Origin of the sequence: Paraburkholderia hospita (assembly GCF_002902965.1) — a bacterium.
In the GTDB taxonomy this organism is placed as follows: Bacteria; Pseudomonadota; Gammaproteobacteria; order Burkholderiales; family Burkholderiaceae; genus Paraburkholderia; species Paraburkholderia hospita.
Genome location: NZ_CP026107.1, coordinates 17334 through 33800, shown reverse-complemented (window position 1 = coordinate 33800; position 16467 = coordinate 17334). Strand labels below are relative to the sequence as shown.

At 63.2% G+C, this 16467-nt stretch carries 17 protein-coding genes; 8 read left to right on the top strand and 9 right to left on the bottom strand.

Annotated elements, in window-relative coordinates:
• Nucleotides 1-3 precede the first annotated feature (3 nt).
• From C2L64_RS33315 to C2L64_RS33305, 3 genes are all read right to left on the bottom strand, one after another.
• Complete coding sequence (locus tag C2L64_RS33315) at nt 4-714, bottom strand: lysophospholipid acyltransferase family protein (RefSeq protein WP_039900251.1); 711 nt, start codon at nt 712-714, stop codon at nt 4-6.
• 381 nt (nt 715-1095) lie between these two features.
• Nucleotides 1096-3180: a putative bifunctional diguanylate cyclase/phosphodiesterase gene (locus C2L64_RS33310; protein WP_007580278.1), complete on the bottom strand. Its 2085-nt coding sequence runs from the start codon at nt 3178-3180 to the stop codon at nt 1096-1098.
• 212 nt (nt 3181-3392) lie between these two features.
• Nucleotides 3393-3626 carry a hypothetical protein gene (locus C2L64_RS33305; RefSeq protein WP_007580280.1) on the bottom strand — a complete coding sequence of 78 codons (234 nt, stop codon included), beginning with the start codon at nt 3624-3626 and terminating at the stop codon, nt 3393-3395.
• A gap of 308 nt (nt 3627-3934) precedes the next feature.
• Here C2L64_RS33305 and C2L64_RS54255 point away from each other — a divergent pair, with 308 nt between their 5' ends.
• Nucleotides 3935-4078, top strand: coding sequence for a hypothetical protein (locus C2L64_RS54255; protein ID WP_007580282.1), 144 nt, complete (start codon nt 3935-3937; stop codon nt 4076-4078).
• 88 nt (nt 4079-4166) lie between these two features.
• On the opposite strand, the gene C2L64_RS33300 is transcribed toward C2L64_RS54255, so the two are convergent.
• Together C2L64_RS33300 and C2L64_RS33295 are read right to left on the bottom strand one after the other, a co-directional pair.
• On the bottom strand, nt 4167-6146 hold the full coding sequence (locus tag C2L64_RS33300; RefSeq protein ID WP_007580284.1) for a PhoX family protein: 1980 nt from the start codon (nt 6144-6146) through the stop codon (nt 4167-4169).
• Nucleotides 6147-6308: 162 nt separating this feature from the next.
• Complete coding sequence (locus C2L64_RS33295; protein ID WP_007580286.1) at nt 6309-7010, bottom strand: SDR family NAD(P)-dependent oxidoreductase; 702 nt, start codon at nt 7008-7010, stop codon at nt 6309-6311.
• Between the two features lie 455 nt (nt 7011-7465).
• Between C2L64_RS33295 and C2L64_RS33290 the strand changes: the two genes are divergently transcribed.
• A complete protein-coding gene (locus C2L64_RS33290) occupies nt 7466-7966 on the top strand; it encodes a hypothetical protein (protein WP_007580288.1) in 501 nt (166 codons plus the stop codon).
• Here C2L64_RS33290 and C2L64_RS33285 read toward each other — a convergent pair.
• The gene (locus C2L64_RS33285; RefSeq protein WP_007580291.1) at nt 7921-8928 is read right to left on the bottom strand and encodes an AraC family transcriptional regulator; all 1008 of its coding nucleotides are present in this window, start codon (nt 8926-8928) and stop codon (nt 7921-7923) included. The two genes, C2L64_RS33290 and C2L64_RS33285, sit on opposite strands and share 46 nt — an antisense overlap.
• A 200-nt stretch (nt 8929-9128) precedes the next feature.
• Here C2L64_RS33285 and C2L64_RS33280 point away from each other — a divergent pair, with 200 nt between their 5' ends.
• The gene (locus tag C2L64_RS33280) at nt 9129-9731 is read left to right on the top strand and encodes a phosphatase PAP2 family protein (RefSeq protein ID WP_007580293.1); all 603 of its coding nucleotides are present in this window, start codon (nt 9129-9131) and stop codon (nt 9729-9731) included.
• Nucleotides 9732-9872: 141 nt separating this feature from the next.
• On the opposite strand, the gene C2L64_RS33275 is transcribed toward C2L64_RS33280, so the two are convergent.
• Nucleotides 9873-10193, bottom strand: coding sequence for a DUF4148 domain-containing protein (locus tag C2L64_RS33275; protein ID WP_007736501.1), 321 nt, complete (start codon nt 10191-10193; stop codon nt 9873-9875).
• A gap of 185 nt (nt 10194-10378) precedes the next feature.
• Entirely contained in the window at nt 10379-11107 is a 729-nt protein-coding gene (locus tag C2L64_RS33270; RefSeq protein ID WP_007580296.1) for a transposase, read from the bottom strand.
• Between the two features lie 201 nt (nt 11108-11308).
• Here C2L64_RS33270 and C2L64_RS33265 point away from each other — a divergent pair, with 201 nt between their 5' ends.
• The 4 genes from C2L64_RS33265 (at nt 11309) to C2L64_RS33250 (ending at nt 13304) form a co-directional block, all read left to right on the top strand.
• A complete protein-coding gene (locus C2L64_RS33265; RefSeq protein ID WP_007580298.1) occupies nt 11309-11653 on the top strand; it encodes a cupin domain-containing protein in 345 nt (114 codons plus the stop codon).
• Between the two features lie 118 nt (nt 11654-11771).
• Nucleotides 11772-12506, top strand: a complete 735-nt coding sequence (locus C2L64_RS33260; protein WP_007580302.1) for a glycine zipper 2TM domain-containing protein — start codon at nt 11772-11774, stop codon at nt 12504-12506.
• Between the two features lie 128 nt (nt 12507-12634).
• Nucleotides 12635-12931, top strand: coding sequence for a hypothetical protein (locus C2L64_RS33255; RefSeq protein WP_007580305.1), 297 nt, complete (start codon nt 12635-12637; stop codon nt 12929-12931).
• Nucleotides 12932-13028: 97 nt separating this feature from the next.
• A complete protein-coding gene (locus tag C2L64_RS33250; protein ID WP_039900249.1) occupies nt 13029-13304 on the top strand; it encodes a hypothetical protein in 276 nt (91 codons plus the stop codon).
• A 10-nt stretch (nt 13305-13314) separates the two neighbouring features.
• Here C2L64_RS33250 and C2L64_RS33245 read toward each other — a convergent pair whose 3' ends face one another.
• Nucleotides 13315-14229, bottom strand: coding sequence for an alpha/beta fold hydrolase (locus C2L64_RS33245; RefSeq protein WP_100215983.1), 915 nt, complete (start codon nt 14227-14229; stop codon nt 13315-13317).
• 194 nt (nt 14230-14423) lie between these two features.
• Between C2L64_RS33245 and C2L64_RS33240 the strand changes: the two genes are divergently transcribed.
• The gene (locus tag C2L64_RS33240; RefSeq protein WP_007580310.1) at nt 14424-16421 is read left to right on the top strand and encodes a sigma-54-dependent Fis family transcriptional regulator; all 1998 of its coding nucleotides are present in this window, start codon (nt 14424-14426) and stop codon (nt 16419-16421) included.
• The last annotated feature ends 46 nt before the right edge of the window (nt 16422-16467 follow it).

Genomic DNA, 16467 nt, shown 5'->3' with positions numbered 1-16467 from the left:
GCGCTAGAGCTTCAGTAGCTCGGCCTGCATCCAGTCATGCACCTGATGGCTGAGTTCCTGCGGTGACCGCTCGACAGGCGACAGCGTCGGACCGATGACGACGCGGATTTCCCCCGCGCCCATCGGCCAGCCTTTCGCGGGCCACACCTTGCCGGCGTTGTGCACCACGGGCACGATCAGCGCGCCCGTCGCGCAAGCCAGACGCACGCCGCCCGACGTGAGCTTGACGGGCGCGCCGTGCGGCACGCGCGTGCCTTCCGGAAAGATCACGACCATATCGCCTTTCGCGAGACGCTCCGCCGCTTCACGCGTGACGGCGACATGCGCCTGACGCGGCGAGCCGCGGTCCAGGCTGACCATGTCGAGCCCCTTCAGCACCCAGCCGAAGAACGGAATACGCAGCAAGTCCTGCTTGAACACAAAGCTGATCCGGCGCGGAAAGAGCGCGAGAAACGCGAGCGTTTCCCACGTCGATTCGTGGCGGCACAGGACGATCGACGGTTCCTTCGGCAAATGTTCGAGGCCTTCTATCGAGCAGCGGATGCCGAACGCCGTGCGCATCACCGCGACGAGCGCCCTGCACCATAGCGCCGCGAGCCCGTAACGCGCCGACCGGCTGGTGAACGGATACAGCAGCAGCATCACCGTGGACCAGATCGTTCCGCTTCCCAGCAGATAGATGATGAACAGCCATTTTTTGAGTACAGCGCGCATGTTGTGTGACATCGACGGAAAGTGAGAAGGCGCAAGCCAAACCCAGATACTACCGGCGATGAAAAGATCGCATGCGACAAAGCCGCAGCGCAGCTCGACCCGACGCGCGGCACGCACAAAAGAAAACGCCGGCCAAGGCCGGCGTTCATGCTGTAGTTTTGAAGGCCACGGTCGCCTGACGGCGCCGGAAGGCTAGACATTCGGCAAAGATTCGCGCCGTGTGGCGCTCACGCTTTGCAGACGGTTCAACCCTTCGCCTCTTTCGATTTATCGCGTTTCGCGCAAACTTCCCCCGTGCGCAAGCAGAGTATCGCCGACCTGCGCGCGTCGTTATGTGGTCAACCGAACGTTCAGACGAAACACGCCGCGCAGCCGCACGCGTCAGGACAGACTCGGCTGCGTGCATTCTTTCGACAAGGCGTCCAGGTCCGCAGCCGGAACCGGCCGTCCGAGCAGAAAGCCTTGCAAAGCATTACACCCGAGCCGCGTCAGAAACTCCTTTTGCGTCGCGGTCTCGACGCCTTCCGCGACGATCTCGATACCCAGCGTATGGCCGAGCGCGACCACGGACGAGACGATCGCCGCATCCTCCGCGTCATGCGCCAGCTCGCGCACAAAGCCCCGGTCGATCTTCAGCTCGCTCGCGGGCAAACGCTTCAGATACATCAGACTCGAATAGCCAGTGCCGAAATCGTCGATGGAAATCCGCACGCCCATCTCGTGCAGGCTGTGCAGAATGCGCAGGCTCGCGTCGACATCGCGCATCGCCGCCGACTCGGTCACTTCGATCGTCAGACGGCGCGGATCGACGCGATGCCGCTCCAGCGTTTCGCGCACCAGCGACGTCAATTGAGGGTGGCCGAACTGCACGGGCGACAGGTTGACGGCGACGTTCCAGTCGCACGCGCCCGAATCGAGCCATTCGCGGATCTGGCGGCACGCTTCGTCGAGCACCCATTCGCCGATCGGCACGATCAGCCCCGTCTTTTCGGCAAGCGGGATGAATTCGTCGGGGCCGATCAGGCCGCGCTTCGGATGTGCCCAGCGCACGAGCGCCTCCACTCCCGTAATCGGCCCATCGGGCGCGGCGAATTGCGGCTGATAGTGCAGCACCAGTTGCTTGCGCTCGACGGCCACGCGCAGGTCCTGCGTCAGCTGCAACTGGCCCTGCATGTTCTCGTTCATCGACACATCGAAGAAGGAATACGCGTTGCGGCCCAGCGACTTCGCGTGATACATCGCGGCGTCGGCGTGCATCAGCGCCTCGTGGCCGCGAGCGCCGTCGGCGGGACACATCGCGATGCCGATGCTGGTCGATATACCCAGTTCGTGGCCGTCGATCTCGAACGGCGCGCCGATCACGGCCAGCAACCGGCTGGCGACGGCTATCGCGCCCGCCTGGTCCTCGCCGGGCACGAGCAGCACGAATTCGTCGCCGCCCACGCGCGCCACCGTGTCCCGTGCGCGGACGGCCGACGCGAGCCGCTCGGCCACCTGCACCAGCAGCCGGTCGCCGACCTGATGGCCGTATGCGTCGTTGACGACCTTGAAGCCGTCGAGGTCCATGAACATCAAGGCGAACTGGCTGCCGTCCACGCGCGCATTCGCCAGTGCTTCTTCGAGCCGGCCTTCGAGCAGCACGCGATTCGGCAGCTTGGTCAACGCGTCGTGCCAGGCGAGATAGCCGAGCTCCTGGTTGGCTTGCGCAAGCGAACGGGTCAGCGCCGCGTTCTCCGTTTCGAGCCGCAGCTCGTCGAGCACGGAAATCGACAGTACGACGCCCGTCACCGCGAGCGTCACGATGATGATGACGACGGCAACCCACGTGGTGTTCACGCCGTCCGTCGCCGCGACGCACAGGCTGCCAACCGGAAAGGCCGCCGCCGACATGCCCGTGTAGTGCATGCCGACGATCGCGAGTCCCATCACGACGGCGGCGCCCGCGCGCAGCGGGCGCACGCGGCGCGAGTTGTGCCGCAGGCTGAAGGCCGTCTTCAACGCGACGCCCGAGGCGGCGACGGCGATCACGATCGACAGCGCGAAGAGCCCGGCGTCATAGTCGATGCCCGGCTTCATCTGCATGGCTGCCATGCCCGTGTAGTGCATGCCCGCGACGCCGAGGCCCATCAGGACCGCGCCGCCCGCAAGCCGCCCGGTGGGCAACGCGTCCTGGCAAACGAGCCACAGCGCGAACGCCGACGACGCAACCGCGATCGACAGCGAAAGCAGTGTGACGACGGGATCGTAGCCGAGCCGGATTGGCAGGCTGAACGCGAGCATGCCGATGAAGTGCATCGACCAGATGCCGAGCCCCATCGCGAATGCTCCGCCCGTGAGCCACCAACGCGCGGCCCGGCCGGTCGCGGTCGTGATGCGCCCCGCCATTTCAAGCGACGTGTACGCGGCCAGCACCGCGACAAGGAGCGAGAACAGCACGAGAAGACTGTTGTAGCTGCCCTGTAACATGAGAGCCCCCAGAATGTGCCCCTCGGCCACTCGCCGGACTTTAATGAATGAAGCAGTCCTTTATCCGAGAAAAGAGGCGTATGAAGTACGGTTTATCGACATCCGACAGCAAAATGTTAAGTGCGGAATGTCAAATTCCGAGGCTCTGCTCGGTTTTACGATTGCGTTCGTAGGTGTCCCACTGGCCTGGCGGCGGGATTCGGTGTATTGCGCTAGTCGGCCATCACGAGTATCCGCACCTTGCTCGTCAGCGACGGCATGACGAAATCCGATATGCGGCCGGCGCGGACGTCGAACATCAGTTGCTCGAGCCTGTCGAGCAACGACGGACCTTGACTGAGCGCGAACGCCCCCGCGCTCGCGCCTTCAATCTCTTTCATCAGCGCACGACGCGCCCGCACGATGCGCTCGACGGCGCTCGCTCTCGATACGAAAAACTCTTCCACGTAGGCCGAATCCTTTTCGGCGCGTCCAGTGTATTGACAGCGCTTGCGCCGCGTAGCCGCAAATAGTGACAGAGACGAATGCTTTGTGGTCCGACGTGAAAGAAGCGGTGAGGAACCGCCATTCGCGGCAGCGCGCGCGTTGAATCCTTCGCACGTCAATCGTCCTTCTGATTGCCGGCGCGCAAACCTCACGCTTCGGAAAGGGCGAAATCTGGCTTTGGAACTTCCAGATTGTGACGGCCAGTCGGTGGACTTACGCTCCACTCACACATCACCGTCGATCGCCCTCGCATCAGAAAGGAGACACCATGCTTTCCGCTTTGGTAGAAACGGTAGGAGCGCTCGGCATTCTGGCGAGCGTCGCAGCGAAGATCGCCGAACTGCGCAAGGAGTACCGGCGCTGCAAGAAAGTGAACGCCAATAAAAAAACCCCTCCGAAGAGGGGTCGATGAATCGCCCGCGACCGGGCCTTCCGTCCAGCCCGAAGCGTCATCAAATTCCCCGCGATGAGGCCCGTAGGGATCGCCGCAAGCTATTCCGTCAAGCGAGCTTGATCGAAGTCGGGTCGGCCGTCAGATAGCCGACCGCCGCGCCGAAGCGATCCTTGTAGTTCGCGCGCACGAGCGGATCGAGTGCGGTCTGCACTTTCGCGTGCAAGCTGCTCCAGTCGCCCGCGTGCTGGAAATTGCTCATGATGTAGGTCCAGCCGTTGATTTCATCGACGGCATGCAGGCCCGTCGATTCGGCGCCCGCCGGGCACGACAGGATGCGCGACAGCGTCTTCGTGTCGACGTGGTACGCCCACAGGAAGTTGTTGACGTGCATGCCGCTGTCTTCGCCGATAAAGAGCGTGCGCAATTTCTCCGAGAACTTCAGGTTGTCGGGGTTCGCGATCTTTTCCGGGTTGGCGGTATTGCCGAGGCTGTCCGCCGCAGCGAGGTCTTCGCCGACGAGCGCGGCGGGCGCGCTCATGTCGACCGGCACCCATTCGCTGTTGATCGCCGCGCCGCCCAGGTCGCTCTGTCCGCCCTTCATGTTCAGCGCGTAGACCGCGCCTGACGAGATGCCCTTGTCGAGCGCGATGTCGGTCGAATGCGCGTTGCCGCGCACCATCGACGCCGTGATCTGCGACATCGCCGAATACAGGATCTTGTCCTTCGCGTTGACCGTCGTGCCTTCGAGCTTCGTGAAGCCCATGCTCGCGCCCCGCAGCGCGGCGTAGCGGTGCGTCTCCAGGAACGCGGCCGCCTTCTCCATGCCCGGCTTGATGCGAATCCAGTTGAACTTGCCGCCAAAGTGAATCTGCGTGTACGTCGGATCGCTGGGCGGCGTGGCCTCGTTGGTGACGATGTCCATGATGTCGGCGTTCGTCAGCGTGTTGGCGAGCGCTTCGATTTCGTCGCTGGTCGCGTGGCCGAGATTGAGCCACGTGAGCGTCGCAGCGCCCGCGCCCGCCGACGATGTTTGCGCCCACTTCGCTACGTACAACGTGCCCGCCGACAGGTCCGCTTCCTTGTCGGCGACGAACATGAAGAGGCCGCCGTTGGTCGCGTCGTCGCCCATCAGCACGGTGCGCTTGTCCGGCATCACCTGGATCAGCTCGTGCGAAATGCGGCCGAGGCAGTAGTGCTTCTTGACCGTGCCCGTGCCGTCGGGATTGACGGTGACTTCGGGCAGATGCCCGTAGTGATAGGGACGCGCCGTCGCCGTGTTGCCGTACAGGTTCTGGCTATACGCCTGGAACTGCGTGTTCGTCGCGATCGTCGCGGCGTCCGGCTCGTATTCTTCGCTCGACAGATGCGTATTCCACGGCGACAGGCTCGCGCCGCACGTGATCCACAAACCATGCGCGCCCGACGTATCGACATTCGAATAACTCACGAGCGTGAGCTTGCCCGTCGCCGGGTCCTGATCGAGCGTGAGCACGGCGATGGGCGACGGCAGCTTGCCGTACATGTCGCCCGCGACCGTTTGCGTCTGGTCGCGCGTCGCGTATTCGAACTGCACGACGGCGAACACCGGGTTGCCCTTGACGCCCTTCACCGTCGGCTTGTCGAGGCGAATCAGCGAGGTGCCATCGGGACAATCGGAGAAGAACTGGCGTTCCTTGCCGGGCACCGACCTGTCGATGATCGGCTGATTGTTGATGTCGACATAACCGCCCGCGACGATCGTGCCGCCCGTCGTGTTCGGCACCGTGTCGCCCGTGATGAAGAACGGCTGATACGCGAGCTTGTAGCTGCGGCGGCTGCCGTCGGCGAACTGCGCGGTCATTGTCGAGGCGACCGTGGTCGTCGCCATCGCGGCGGGATCGGCGAGCGACGGCGCGGCCATGCCGGCGAACGACGCCGCCGTGAAGGCGGACGTCGAAGGGGAAGGTGTAGCGCTTGCCGCGTGGTCGTTACCGCTGCCGCATGCTGCGAGCAGCGAGGCGGCGGCCGCGCTGCCGAGCGGCAGCATCGGTGCGCCGGCGATGATCTTGAGCGCCTTGCGGCGTGAGTAGTCGAGTGGCTGCGCCATGTTGTTGTGATCCGTTGGTGGGGATGGGTGGTTGGCTCAACAATCAGCCCACGCCGCGGATCAGTCGTCCATGGCGCGCCTTGATGACGCGCTAATTTAATGAATGATTATGAAATATCTTTGACAGGCTTCTGTAATGTTGAAATTAGATTTCAATGGATCTCACACTCGCCCGGCAACGGGAATCAAGGCACCCGTCACGCACTGAGCTTCCTTCGACAGCAAAAACGCGATCACGCCGCCAATCTGCTCCGGCGTCACCCAACGCGTGAAATCGGCATCGGGCATGTCTGCGCGATTCTGCGGCGTGTCGATGATGCTCGGCAAAATCGCGTTGACCGTCGCGCCCTTGTCCTTGAGTTCTTCGGCAAGCGCTTCCGTCAGACGCATCACGCCCGCCTTCGACGCAGCGTATGCGCCCATCCCCATGCCCGCCTTCAACCCCGCCATCGCACCGATGTTGACGATGCGCCCGCCCGTGGCCTTCGTCAGATGATGAAGCGACGCTTTCGTGGCATTGACCGTCGTCTTCACATTCACGTCGAACATGCGTTCCCATGTGTCCGCGCTGCCGTCCGCGACCGTCTCCCAGCTAAAGCCGCCCGCGACGTTCACGAGCGCATTCAGGCCGCCGAGCTGGCTCGCGATCGAATCGACCGCGCGTTGCGCCGCGTCCCGTTCCGCGAGATCGACGCCGCTCGCGACATACGCCTGCGCCAGCGACGCGGGCAGATTCGCCGGCGCCTTCCCTCTGCCGATCAACGCGACTTTCGCGCCGCGCTCCGCCAGCACTTGCGCCGTCACGAGACCGAGATTGCCGAAGGCGCCCGTAATGGCGACGATGGTTCCATCCAGACTGTTCATGAATTACGCGCTCCCAACGCAGATCGATGCCCGACGAACAAACGCCCTGTCACGCGTTCATTCGCGGCACAGGGCGCACTCGAAGACAGTGTTGTCGCAAGGTTCGCTCGCGTCAATCGAAGGAATCGCGAGGTACTCGCCGATGACAACAGGACGCCCGGCAAACCACGCCGGACGCGCGGCAAAGTTTGCACGACGCGCACGACAAAAACGGACGATCGGACAAAGAGGCGCGACGCAAGGGCAAGGGTCTTTGCAACACCTTGCCTCATAGTGAATCCCGAGACGGCATCGAGCACCATCCATCATCTGTTGCAGCAAGCGCGTTCAACGACGTCAGGCAGCAAGGTCTTGTGAAGTCGGGTGTCCAGCCTTTTCCATCGCCGTGGCAAGACGCGATGCGTCCGCCATCGGCCACGAGAATCCGCGACCCTTTCGTCACAGGAGGCCTTGTCATGCGTCACCTGCCGGACTTGCAGCGACCCTGCATCAGCGACAGTTCACAGGCTCAATTGCTCGCGCTATTGCACAGCGACGTGCTGACGCGCGAGAGCCTCGCGCTCTTGCCGACCGTGCTGCTGATTGCGTGGCTGCAGGTTCATACGCATGTCGGCTGGGATGCGTGCTTCGCGATCGTGCGGCAGTTGAACAACGACCACGGCAGGCATATGCGCGAACTCAGCACCGCGCTGTCGCTGTTGAGATCGCTGCGCGGCACGCGGATACTCGATCCGCTCGCATGGCATGCCGCAGCGCGTCGCATCGTGCACGCGATTACAAACGAGCTTCGGGCTCTCCATTCGATGCCACGGCGAGCCGCCTGCGTCCGCGTTGCGCGCGGCGGCTTGTCCGGACGCAATCGCGTGACTTTCACGCTGCGGCGCAGCGGTCAGTTGCTGGAGTTGTCGCGTTACTGGCTCGCCGCCAGAGCCTCGGCGCCGTTGACATGGCTATGACACTTTCGCCACGCAGCGGGCGGCTGGCCGAACTCGCGCCGGAACGCGCGATGGAACGCCGATTCCGATTCGTAACCGACTCCCTCGGCGATCGCCGCAATCGCCTTGCTGCTGTACGACAGTTCCTGCGCCGCGACGATCAGACGCCAGCGCGCGAGGTATTGCATCGGCGGTTGGCCTAGCAGTTCGCTGAATCTGGCTGCAAACGCGGAACGCGATAGGCCGACTTTTCGCGCGAGTTCGTCGACGGTCCAGTTGTAGGCAGGTTGCGCATGCAGAATCGACAGCGCGCGGCCGACGAACCGGTCCTTCACGCCCGCGAGCCAGTTCTTGCGGTCTGCCGGCAAGTCGTCGATGCAGCGCCGCACGGCCCACACAAACAGCAATTCGGACAAACGCGAGAGCACGATCGCGCTGCCTGCGCGCCGTTGCGCCGCCTCGGTCGCGGCATAGCGCAGTGACGCTTCGATCCATGCAGAGTGTGGATCGTTGCGCACGTCGACCTTGAAGAGACGCGGCAGCGAGCCGAGCACCGGGTTGGTCAGCGCATCGTCGCAGGCGAGAAAGCCGCATAGCACGCTGGTCCGCGCGCCGCCTCCGCCGTACGAGAGATTCAATACTTCGCCCGGCATGGCGGCCAGTTGAGATTCGATGAGCGGTCCGGCGGGCACGGGCGTCAGATCGACCGCGCTTCCCATGATGTGCGCCTCGCCTTGCGGCACGACGAGCAATTCGCCCGCGCCGACGCAGATGGCGGGCTCGCTGCAGTCGGGCAGTCGCGCCCAGCACGTGCCTTCCGTGATCAGATGATAGGAGACGACACGGTCCGACTTCGGCAGATACGCGGTGCACAACGACTGATCGGCGTGACCGATCACGCACCACGGCGCCGTCAATTCGGCGTGAAGATAAACCGCGCCGCCCAGGCGCACGACGCGCAGCACGTCGGAGACCGCATCCATGAAGCACCGTCCTTCATTTTCGGCATCTTGCTAAAAGACGGCACATGTGCCGTCTTTTGCAAGTTCATCGAAAGAATACTCCGTTCGTTGCGTGCACGTGCTCAACATGCATTGCAGGGCCCTAAGCGTGACATAAGCTTCACCCGGTACGATCGGGCGACCGTTTTCCACCAGGGTTTCGATCCCGCCACGATCACAGCATGCACACACTCGAAGCGTTAAATCAGGCGCTCTTTCTCACGATCAACGCGACTACGTCGACGCCACGCTGGCAAATCGACGTCGCGTCATTCATCGCCGACTACGTGATCTATTTCGTTCCGCTGGTGCTCGCTGCGCTCTGGCTCTCGGGTATGCGGAACAATCGCGCGACGGCGCTGCGCGCATGTTGCGTTGTGCTGCTTGCGCTCGGATTCAATCAGGTCATCGGTCATGCGTGGCTGCATCCACGGCCGTTCATGATCGGGCTTGGTCATACGTTCATCGAGCATGCGCCGGATTCGTCGTTTCCAAGCGATCACGGTACGGTGTTCGCCAGCGTCGCGCTGACCTTGCTGTTGGCGCGCAAGCGTTGGTACGGTGAGCTAACGCTCGTTGCAGGGCTGGCCGTCGCGTGGGCGCGCGTGTTCGTCGGCGTGCACTATCCGCTGGATATGGCGGGCGCCGTTGCGATTGCGTGCGTGGCACATGGGGTCGTCACGCCGCTTTGGCCGCTGGCGGGTGATGCGGTGACGGACCGGTTGATCGCGTTGTATCGGAAGGTGCTGGCGTGGCCGATTGCGCGCGGGTGGCTTGTTCAATAAAGCCGGTGGTCGCTGCTTGTCAATGATGTCGGACCGCTCGCCCAAAAAACAAACCGCGACAGGCGTTCCGTCATATGACGGCGCGTGTCGCGGCGGACTGAATCAAGCGGTGCGCTGGCTACGAAGCCAGCGCTTTGCGCATCAGTGGTGTTCGAAAACAGGCACCGAGTAAGAACTCGGGCTGAACGAAGCGCGTTGACCACCTTGCGACGAACCATCTGCAACACCGCCGACACCGCTGTTTTGAATGCCGTTGGCAACATCGACCTTTGCTTCTGCGGCCTGAATGTTGGCCGGATATTGCGTGTCGCTGCTATTCGACGGGACATAACCTGCTTTTTCCAGTTGCACCAGCTCGGCGCGGACTTGGGCACGGGTCACCGGCTGGCTGGATTGCGCGAATGACACGACCGGAACAGCGAGGACAGCAGCAACTGCAAGAGCCTTGATGAGCGATTTCATGATCATTACCTCCAGATTTGTTTTCGGATGCTTCGAACTGTTTTGTTCGTTGCGTTGAAAACAGTGTAGGAGTGTCGGCTCTGCGGATAAACATCTGATCAACCAACTCACAGTTTCAGGAAACGTTATAAACCGCCCGAAACTGGTGCGCGATGCATTCCGGATCATGTGTGAGGCCGCGTGCGTCAATCGGCCGCTCTGTGCAGCAGTTCCAATTCGAAGCGCACGCCGTGCAGTTCGATCCAGCGTCGCGCCCACGTCAGCGCGCATTGCAGCGCGTCGTCCGGCATGTCGAACTTCGGGCCTACCAGGCCGGAGCGCGCGACGCGCCTACCGTCCCGCGTGATCTCCGCCCAGCCGCGAAACATCGCGCCCGGCACCGGATCCGCCGCGACATACACGACATAGCCACACTCGTCGATCACGCGCGCGCCCTTCGCTGCGAGCCCCATCCAGAATGCGCGGCTCGGGTAGTCGGGGTGCAGCTCGTGCGCGGGTTCTTGCTCTGCCGGCGAGGCCTGCCATGACGCCTGGCTTTTCCAGATCACGCGAGGTATGCCGCGCTCTTCCATCGGGCCATCGTCGCGTTTCGGCACGGGCTTTTTGCTCACGCATGGCGCATCGGGCACGTACGAAAAACTGCGTCCCAGCTCGCGCAGGATGCGGATCATATCGGCGATCTTGCCATTGAGCCGCCACTCTTCGAAACGGCATCGGCAAGTCGGTTGCGACGGATAGTGCGCGGGCAGCTTCGACCACGATTGCCCAGTGGTCAACACCCATAGCACCGCATTGGCGACCACGCGCGTCCTGATGCGCGGGCGTCCACGTTTGAGAACGCCCGCATGCGGTTGCGCGTTGAGAATCGGTGCGACCAGCGACCATTCTTCGTTGGAAAGCTCCTCGAAATGCATTCCCTTCTCCCGACCAGTCTGCGCGTGCCGTCCAGCCCAAGCGAAAGTCAGGTGTGCGCTATCGGCAAGCGACACACGCACGCGCTTTGACATTGACCCACGCCGCAATTTTTGATGCAGTCAGGATTGGGAACGGGCTCGACGTCAAGCCTGCTGAATCTCGCGTCAGGAAATCCCTAACGAAAACGAACGGGAAATGAGATGAACCAGCAACCTACCGCGCCGCGCTTTTCATCCGTCGATGCGCAAGCGCTACCGTGGACACCGTCAGCGTGTGCCAGCGGTGTTCAGATCAAGAATCTCGGCAAGGCCAACGGACGCGCGATGCAGCTCGTTCGCTTCGAAGCGGGAACGGTGTTCCCGATGCACCTGCATACGGGACCGGAGTTCATCTACATGCTCGAAGGCGAGGCCATTCAGAACGGTCAGCGTCTTTTGCCGGGATGGGTGGGCATCGCAGAAGCGGGAACGGTCGAAGATCGATTCAGGAGCGATACGGGCTGCGTGTTTCTGTTGATCTACGATCTCGCGCAGCGCTTTTGCTGAGCGCGCATATCGCATCGAAACACTCGCTACAAATGCTTACAAAGCCGTTTCAGTATCACGTGCACCGCGCTCGGTCGAGCGGCGTTATTGCAGGCACACACCAACCGTGGAGCCCACGATGAGCGCCAACGTCACGAACAGCATTGCGCAACGCAGCCGTATCCATCCCTTGATCGCGGGCGCGGCTGTGTCCGTGATACTCGCTAGCGTCACCGGCGTTGCAGCGATGACGGGCATTCTGCCCGTGTCGCACGCGACGCCCCCGGCCAACGAGCAGATCGCGCCCGCCGTGGCGCAAGCGGCGAGCGTGCCGCTCGCCGCTACCCAGCAAACCGGCATGGTGCAGCAAACGAATGTCGCGCAACAGGTCGCGCAGCCCGTCGCGCAGCAAGCAGCGACCGAGGCTCCCAAGCCCGTTCATCACACGCGCAAGCCGCGTGTCGCACCGGCTCCGCAATACGCGAACGGCGACTACTCGCAAGCGTCTGCGCAACCGGCAGGCACACGGCAAGTCGCCGCAGATCCCTATGCGGGCGAAGTGGTGGCTGTCAACGCCGTGCAAACCCCCGAGCCGACGACGGGTCTCGGCGCCGTGGGCGGCGCCGTCGCGGGCGGCCTGATCGGCAATCAGTTCGGCGGCGGGCGTGGGCGCATTCTCGCCACGGTCGTGGGCGCTGTCGGCGGTGGTGTCGCGGGCAACGGCATCGAGCACGCCGTGCGCAAGCAGACGAGCTACCAGGTGCAGGTCCGCATGCAGGACGGTAGCTATCGCAACTTCACTTACGCGACGCAGCCGCAGGTGCAGGTTGGACAACGCGTGCATGTATCGGGCGACTCGCTCACAGCTTCCTGATCGCGCGGTTACCTGGCGTTACACACGCAACAGGGTGGAAGCAACATGAGAACGACTGCATTTCTACAATGCGCGTCACTCGCCATCGAATGGCGTCCATCTGCAGACGCCTTGAACGGAGCAACACGTTGAAACACCTGACACTCATCTGCGCGGCCGGACTTTTCAGCGCATGCGCGTCCACCGCGGCACTCGCTCACGTCGATGTCGGCGTGACGTTCGGCGTGCCGGCTCCCATCTATGTCGAACCGGCGCCTGCCGTCGTCTACGCACCGCCGCCGCCCGCCGTCTACGCGCCAGCGCCCGTCTACTACGGCGACGGCTACGGATATGGATATGGATATGGCTATCGCGACGACCGCGGGTGGCACCACGATCACGGCCGCCATCGCGGGCATCGTCATCACGACGATGACGACGATTAAGGCACCGTAACTCACTGCCAGTTCAAATAAAGCATTGCCATGCGACCAGGCGCCGTGGTAGAAGCACGGCGCAGAGTTATGTCGACAGGAGCATGCAGTGAAAAGAACCGCCGATAACAGGCTTCAGGTGGTTGCGGTACGAGTGGAACCGGCGATCGAGCGGAGGCTGAGGCTATTGGCCGAAGTCACGGGACGCCGGCAATCGTTTTTTCTGCAGCAGATGATCGAGAGCGGCATCGCCGCAATGGAAGAGACGTGGCTACCGCCCGGCGTCCTCGCGCAGGTGCGCGATGGCACGCTGCCGTCGCGGGAGCCGGAACGCGTTCCCGCGCCGGATCTTTTCGGCGATCTGTTCGCCGATCAGGAAAGTTGACGCGATCGCGCTAACGAGTGCCGAACGCTTCGCGGATTGCCGCAACGAGGGCTTCCGCGAGACGCGGGTCCGATGCCAGATGACCCGCGTCGACAAACCGGCCATGCACGGCGGGAACCGCGCGCATCAAGCGGTGCAGATTGTCGGGCGGACAAACGGGATCGCGAGATCCATGCACCGCGTGCACCGCGACACCCGATGCGACCGCACGCTTCGCCAGCGCGATCAGACGACGTTCGCCGAGCCAGCAATCGTGCGCGAGATAGTGGGCCTGGATACGGTATTTCGCTGTCGTCGCTTCATCGTGCTTCGATGACGTTCGCTTGTGAGCCGCAGTCTGCTTGTGCATCAATACCGCGTTTTCATATGCGCGCCACGCGGCAGCGACGGCATCGGTATGTCCGCGTGTTTGCGATCGCATCGACCGCATGCAGGCCGATGGCAGCGACGACGCCCGCTCGCAACGCGTTGCTCGCATCAACGCGCGCCACTCGCGCGGCGCACGAAAACGCGACGTCACGAACAGGCGACGCACTTCGCGTTCCGACGTTAGAAAGAGTCCGCGCAACACGACGCCGCTAACGGATGCGGGATGCGTTCCCGCGTATGCCAGCGCAAGCGCCGCGCCCCACGATCCGCCGACAACGCCCCAACGCACGATGCCCAGTTGCGCGCGTATCGCTTCGAGATCGCGGATCAGGCGCTGCGTGTCGTTATGGCGAAGGCTTCCACGCGGCGTCGACGCACCAGTGCCTCGCTGGTCCACCATCACGACGCGAACGCGCGTGAGATCGAACAGACGCAACGCGCCAGGCTGACTGCCGCTTCCCGGCCCGCCATGCAGCACGACGACAGGCACGCCGTGTGGATCGCCATGCACGGTATAGGCGATCGCGTGACCATCGCGAGTGATCGTTCGATGCATCAAGTCGTGTGCACTCGTATGCGTTCCTGACGACGAACGCGTTTTCAGAAGAATGAATCTTCGCATGCCCGATTCCCACCGACCGCTTCGTCCGCAACCCATCCTTTCGTCCGGCTAACAGCATCGAATGGCGCGCGTCTTGCTTTTAACTCCCGCGATGCCTGCACCACGACAGGCACGATACAGGAGGAGAGATGCGCGACGATGCGAAGACAACCGGATCACTGACAGGCCGGGAGAGCGGCTGGCTCACCCCGTCGATCCAGAAAGCGCACGAGAGGTCGGAAACGTTCGGGCTAAGCGCGGCGATGCGTCCCGACTACGATGTGCTGACGCACGGCGAATTGCGCATGAAGCTCGAACAGAATCTCGTGCTGTGCGCGCACGCCACGCCCGTCATGGAAACGCTGCGCGAGCAGATCGCGAACACGCAAAGCATGATCGTGCTCACCGATGCGCAAGGGCTGATTCTCCATTCGATCGGCGACGACGATTTTCTGCAGCGCGCCGAGAAAGTCGCGCTCATGGCTGGCGCCAACTGGGCCGAGGAACGGCAAGGCACGAATGCGATCGGCACGGCCATCGCCGAGCGCACGGCGACCGTCGTGCACGGCGATCAGCACTATCTCGCCGCTAACCGCTTCCTGACCTGTTCCAGCGTGCCGATCCTCGATCCGTACGGCGATCTGGTCGGCGTGCTCGACGTGACGGGCGACCATCGCGGCTACCATCAGCACACGATGGCGCTCGCGAAGATGTCCGTGCAGATGATCGAAAACCATCTGTTCGCGAACACCTTCCGCAACACGCTGCAAATCGCGTTTCATGGCCGGCCCGAATTTCTGGGCACGTTGATGGAAGGCATCATGGCCTTCACGTGTGACGGGCGCTTTCTGTCCGCGAATCGCAGCGCGCAGTTCCAGGTCGGGCTGCCGCTCGCGGCGATGCGCGCGCATACGCTGTCGTCGCTGTTCGGGCTGACCACGCCGCAGCTGATCGACCGCCTGCGCGCGAGCCAGGGCCATCACATTACGCTCGATCTGAGTAACGGCACGGTCGTGTGCGCGAACGTCGAGTTTCGCCGCCCGACGCTCGGCAGCGAGACTTCATGGCCCGCCGACGCTGCCGCCAACGCGCGGCCCGCCGCTGCGCGCGCGCCGCTAACAAAAGCCGCCTCGCCCGCCAACGCGCCGTCGCGGCTCGACTCGCTCGACACGGGCGACCCGCAGATTTGCGCCGTCGTCGCGAAGGTGCGCAAGGTGCTCGGCAAGGACATCCCCATCCTGATCACGGGCGAGACGGGCACCGGCAAGGAACTGCTCGCGCAGGCCATCCATAACGATTCACCGCGCCGCGCGGGCCCGTTCGTCGCGGTCAACTGCGCATCGATACCCGAAAACCTGATCGAGTCGGAGCTTTTCGGCTACGAAGACGGCGCATTTACGGGCGCGCGGCGCAAAGGCGCGATCGGCAAACTGCTGCAGGCCAACGGCGGCACGCTGTTTCTCGACGAGATCGGCGACATGCCGTATCCGTTACAGGTGAGGCTGCTGCGCGTGTTGCAGGAACGCGTCGTCGATCCCCTCGGCTCCAGCAAGTCGATTCCCGTCGACATCGCGATCATCTGCGCGACGCACCGCAATCTGCGCGAAATGATCGTGCAGAACCGGTTCCGCGAGGACCTGTATTACCGTTTGAACGGTCTCGTCGTCAGACTGCCGCCATTGCGCGAACGCACCGATCTCGCAATCGTCATCGAGCGGATGCTGCAATCGGTACCGTCCGACGAAATCGCAGGCGCGCCGCTCAGCGTCGCGGACGACGTGAAGACGCTGTTCGAGCAATGCGCGTGGCCGGGCAATTTCCGGCAACTCGGCAATCTGCTGCGCACGGCAGCCGCGATGGTCGACGACGATGGGCAAATCCGCCGTGAGCATCTGCCCGACGATTTCTTCGACGATCTGCGCAGCAGTTCAGCACTGGCGGCGCGCGCGGCAGACTACCCATTGCCGCTGCACGACGCGCGGATGCAGGACGTGCAGGCCTCCGCGATTGCGGCGGCTGTCGCGCGGCATAACGGCAACGTGTCGGCGGCGGCGCGCGCTCTCGGCATTTCGCGCAACACCGTCTATCGCAAGATGCCCTCTCTGTGCGCCGCCGATCCGCGAAACAGCGGAGCGAGCGAGAACTAGCACGGTCGTCCGCTGTTGCAGGCTGTTGATTTTTGCAACACCTGTG

Coding starts and splice junctions, on each gene's coding strand:
- C2L64_RS33315 (WP_039900251.1), bottom strand. CDS start 714: ATGCGCGCTGTACTCAAAAAATGGCTGTTCATCATCTATCTGCTGGGA.
- C2L64_RS33310 (WP_007580278.1), bottom strand. CDS start 3,180: ATGTTACAGGGCAGCTACAACAGTCTTCTCGTGCTGTTCTCGCTCCTT.
- C2L64_RS54255 (WP_007580282.1), top strand. CDS start 3,935: ATGCTTTCCGCTTTGGTAGAAACGGTAGGAGCGCTCGGCATTCTGGCG.
- C2L64_RS33300 (WP_007580284.1), bottom strand. CDS start 6,146: ATGGCGCAGCCACTCGACTACTCACGCCGCAAGGCGCTCAAGATCATC.
- C2L64_RS33295 (WP_007580286.1), bottom strand. CDS start 7,010: ATGAACAGTCTGGATGGAACCATCGTCGCCATTACGGGCGCCTTCGGC.
- C2L64_RS33290 (WP_007580288.1), top strand. CDS start 7,466: ATGCGTCACCTGCCGGACTTGCAGCGACCCTGCATCAGCGACAGTTCA.
- C2L64_RS33285 (WP_007580291.1), bottom strand. CDS start 8,928: ATGGATGCGGTCTCCGACGTGCTGCGCGTCGTGCGCCTGGGCGGCGCG.
- C2L64_RS33280 (WP_007580293.1), top strand. CDS start 9,129: ATGCACACACTCGAAGCGTTAAATCAGGCGCTCTTTCTCACGATCAAC.
- C2L64_RS33275 (WP_007736501.1), bottom strand. CDS start 10,193: ATGAAATCGCTCATCAAGGCTCTTGCAGTTGCTGCTGTCCTCGCTGTT.
- C2L64_RS33270 (WP_007580296.1), bottom strand. CDS start 11,107: ATGCATTTCGAGGAGCTTTCCAACGAAGAATGGTCGCTGGTCGCACCG.
- C2L64_RS33265 (WP_007580298.1), top strand. CDS start 11,309: ATGAACCAGCAACCTACCGCGCCGCGCTTTTCATCCGTCGATGCGCAA.
- C2L64_RS33260 (WP_007580302.1), top strand. CDS start 11,772: ATGAGCGCCAACGTCACGAACAGCATTGCGCAACGCAGCCGTATCCAT.
- C2L64_RS33245 (WP_100215983.1), bottom strand. CDS start 14,229: ATGCATCGAACGATCACTCGCGATGGTCACGCGATCGCCTATACCGTG.
- C2L64_RS33240 (WP_007580310.1), top strand. CDS start 14,424: ATGCGCGACGATGCGAAGACAACCGGATCACTGACAGGCCGGGAGAGC.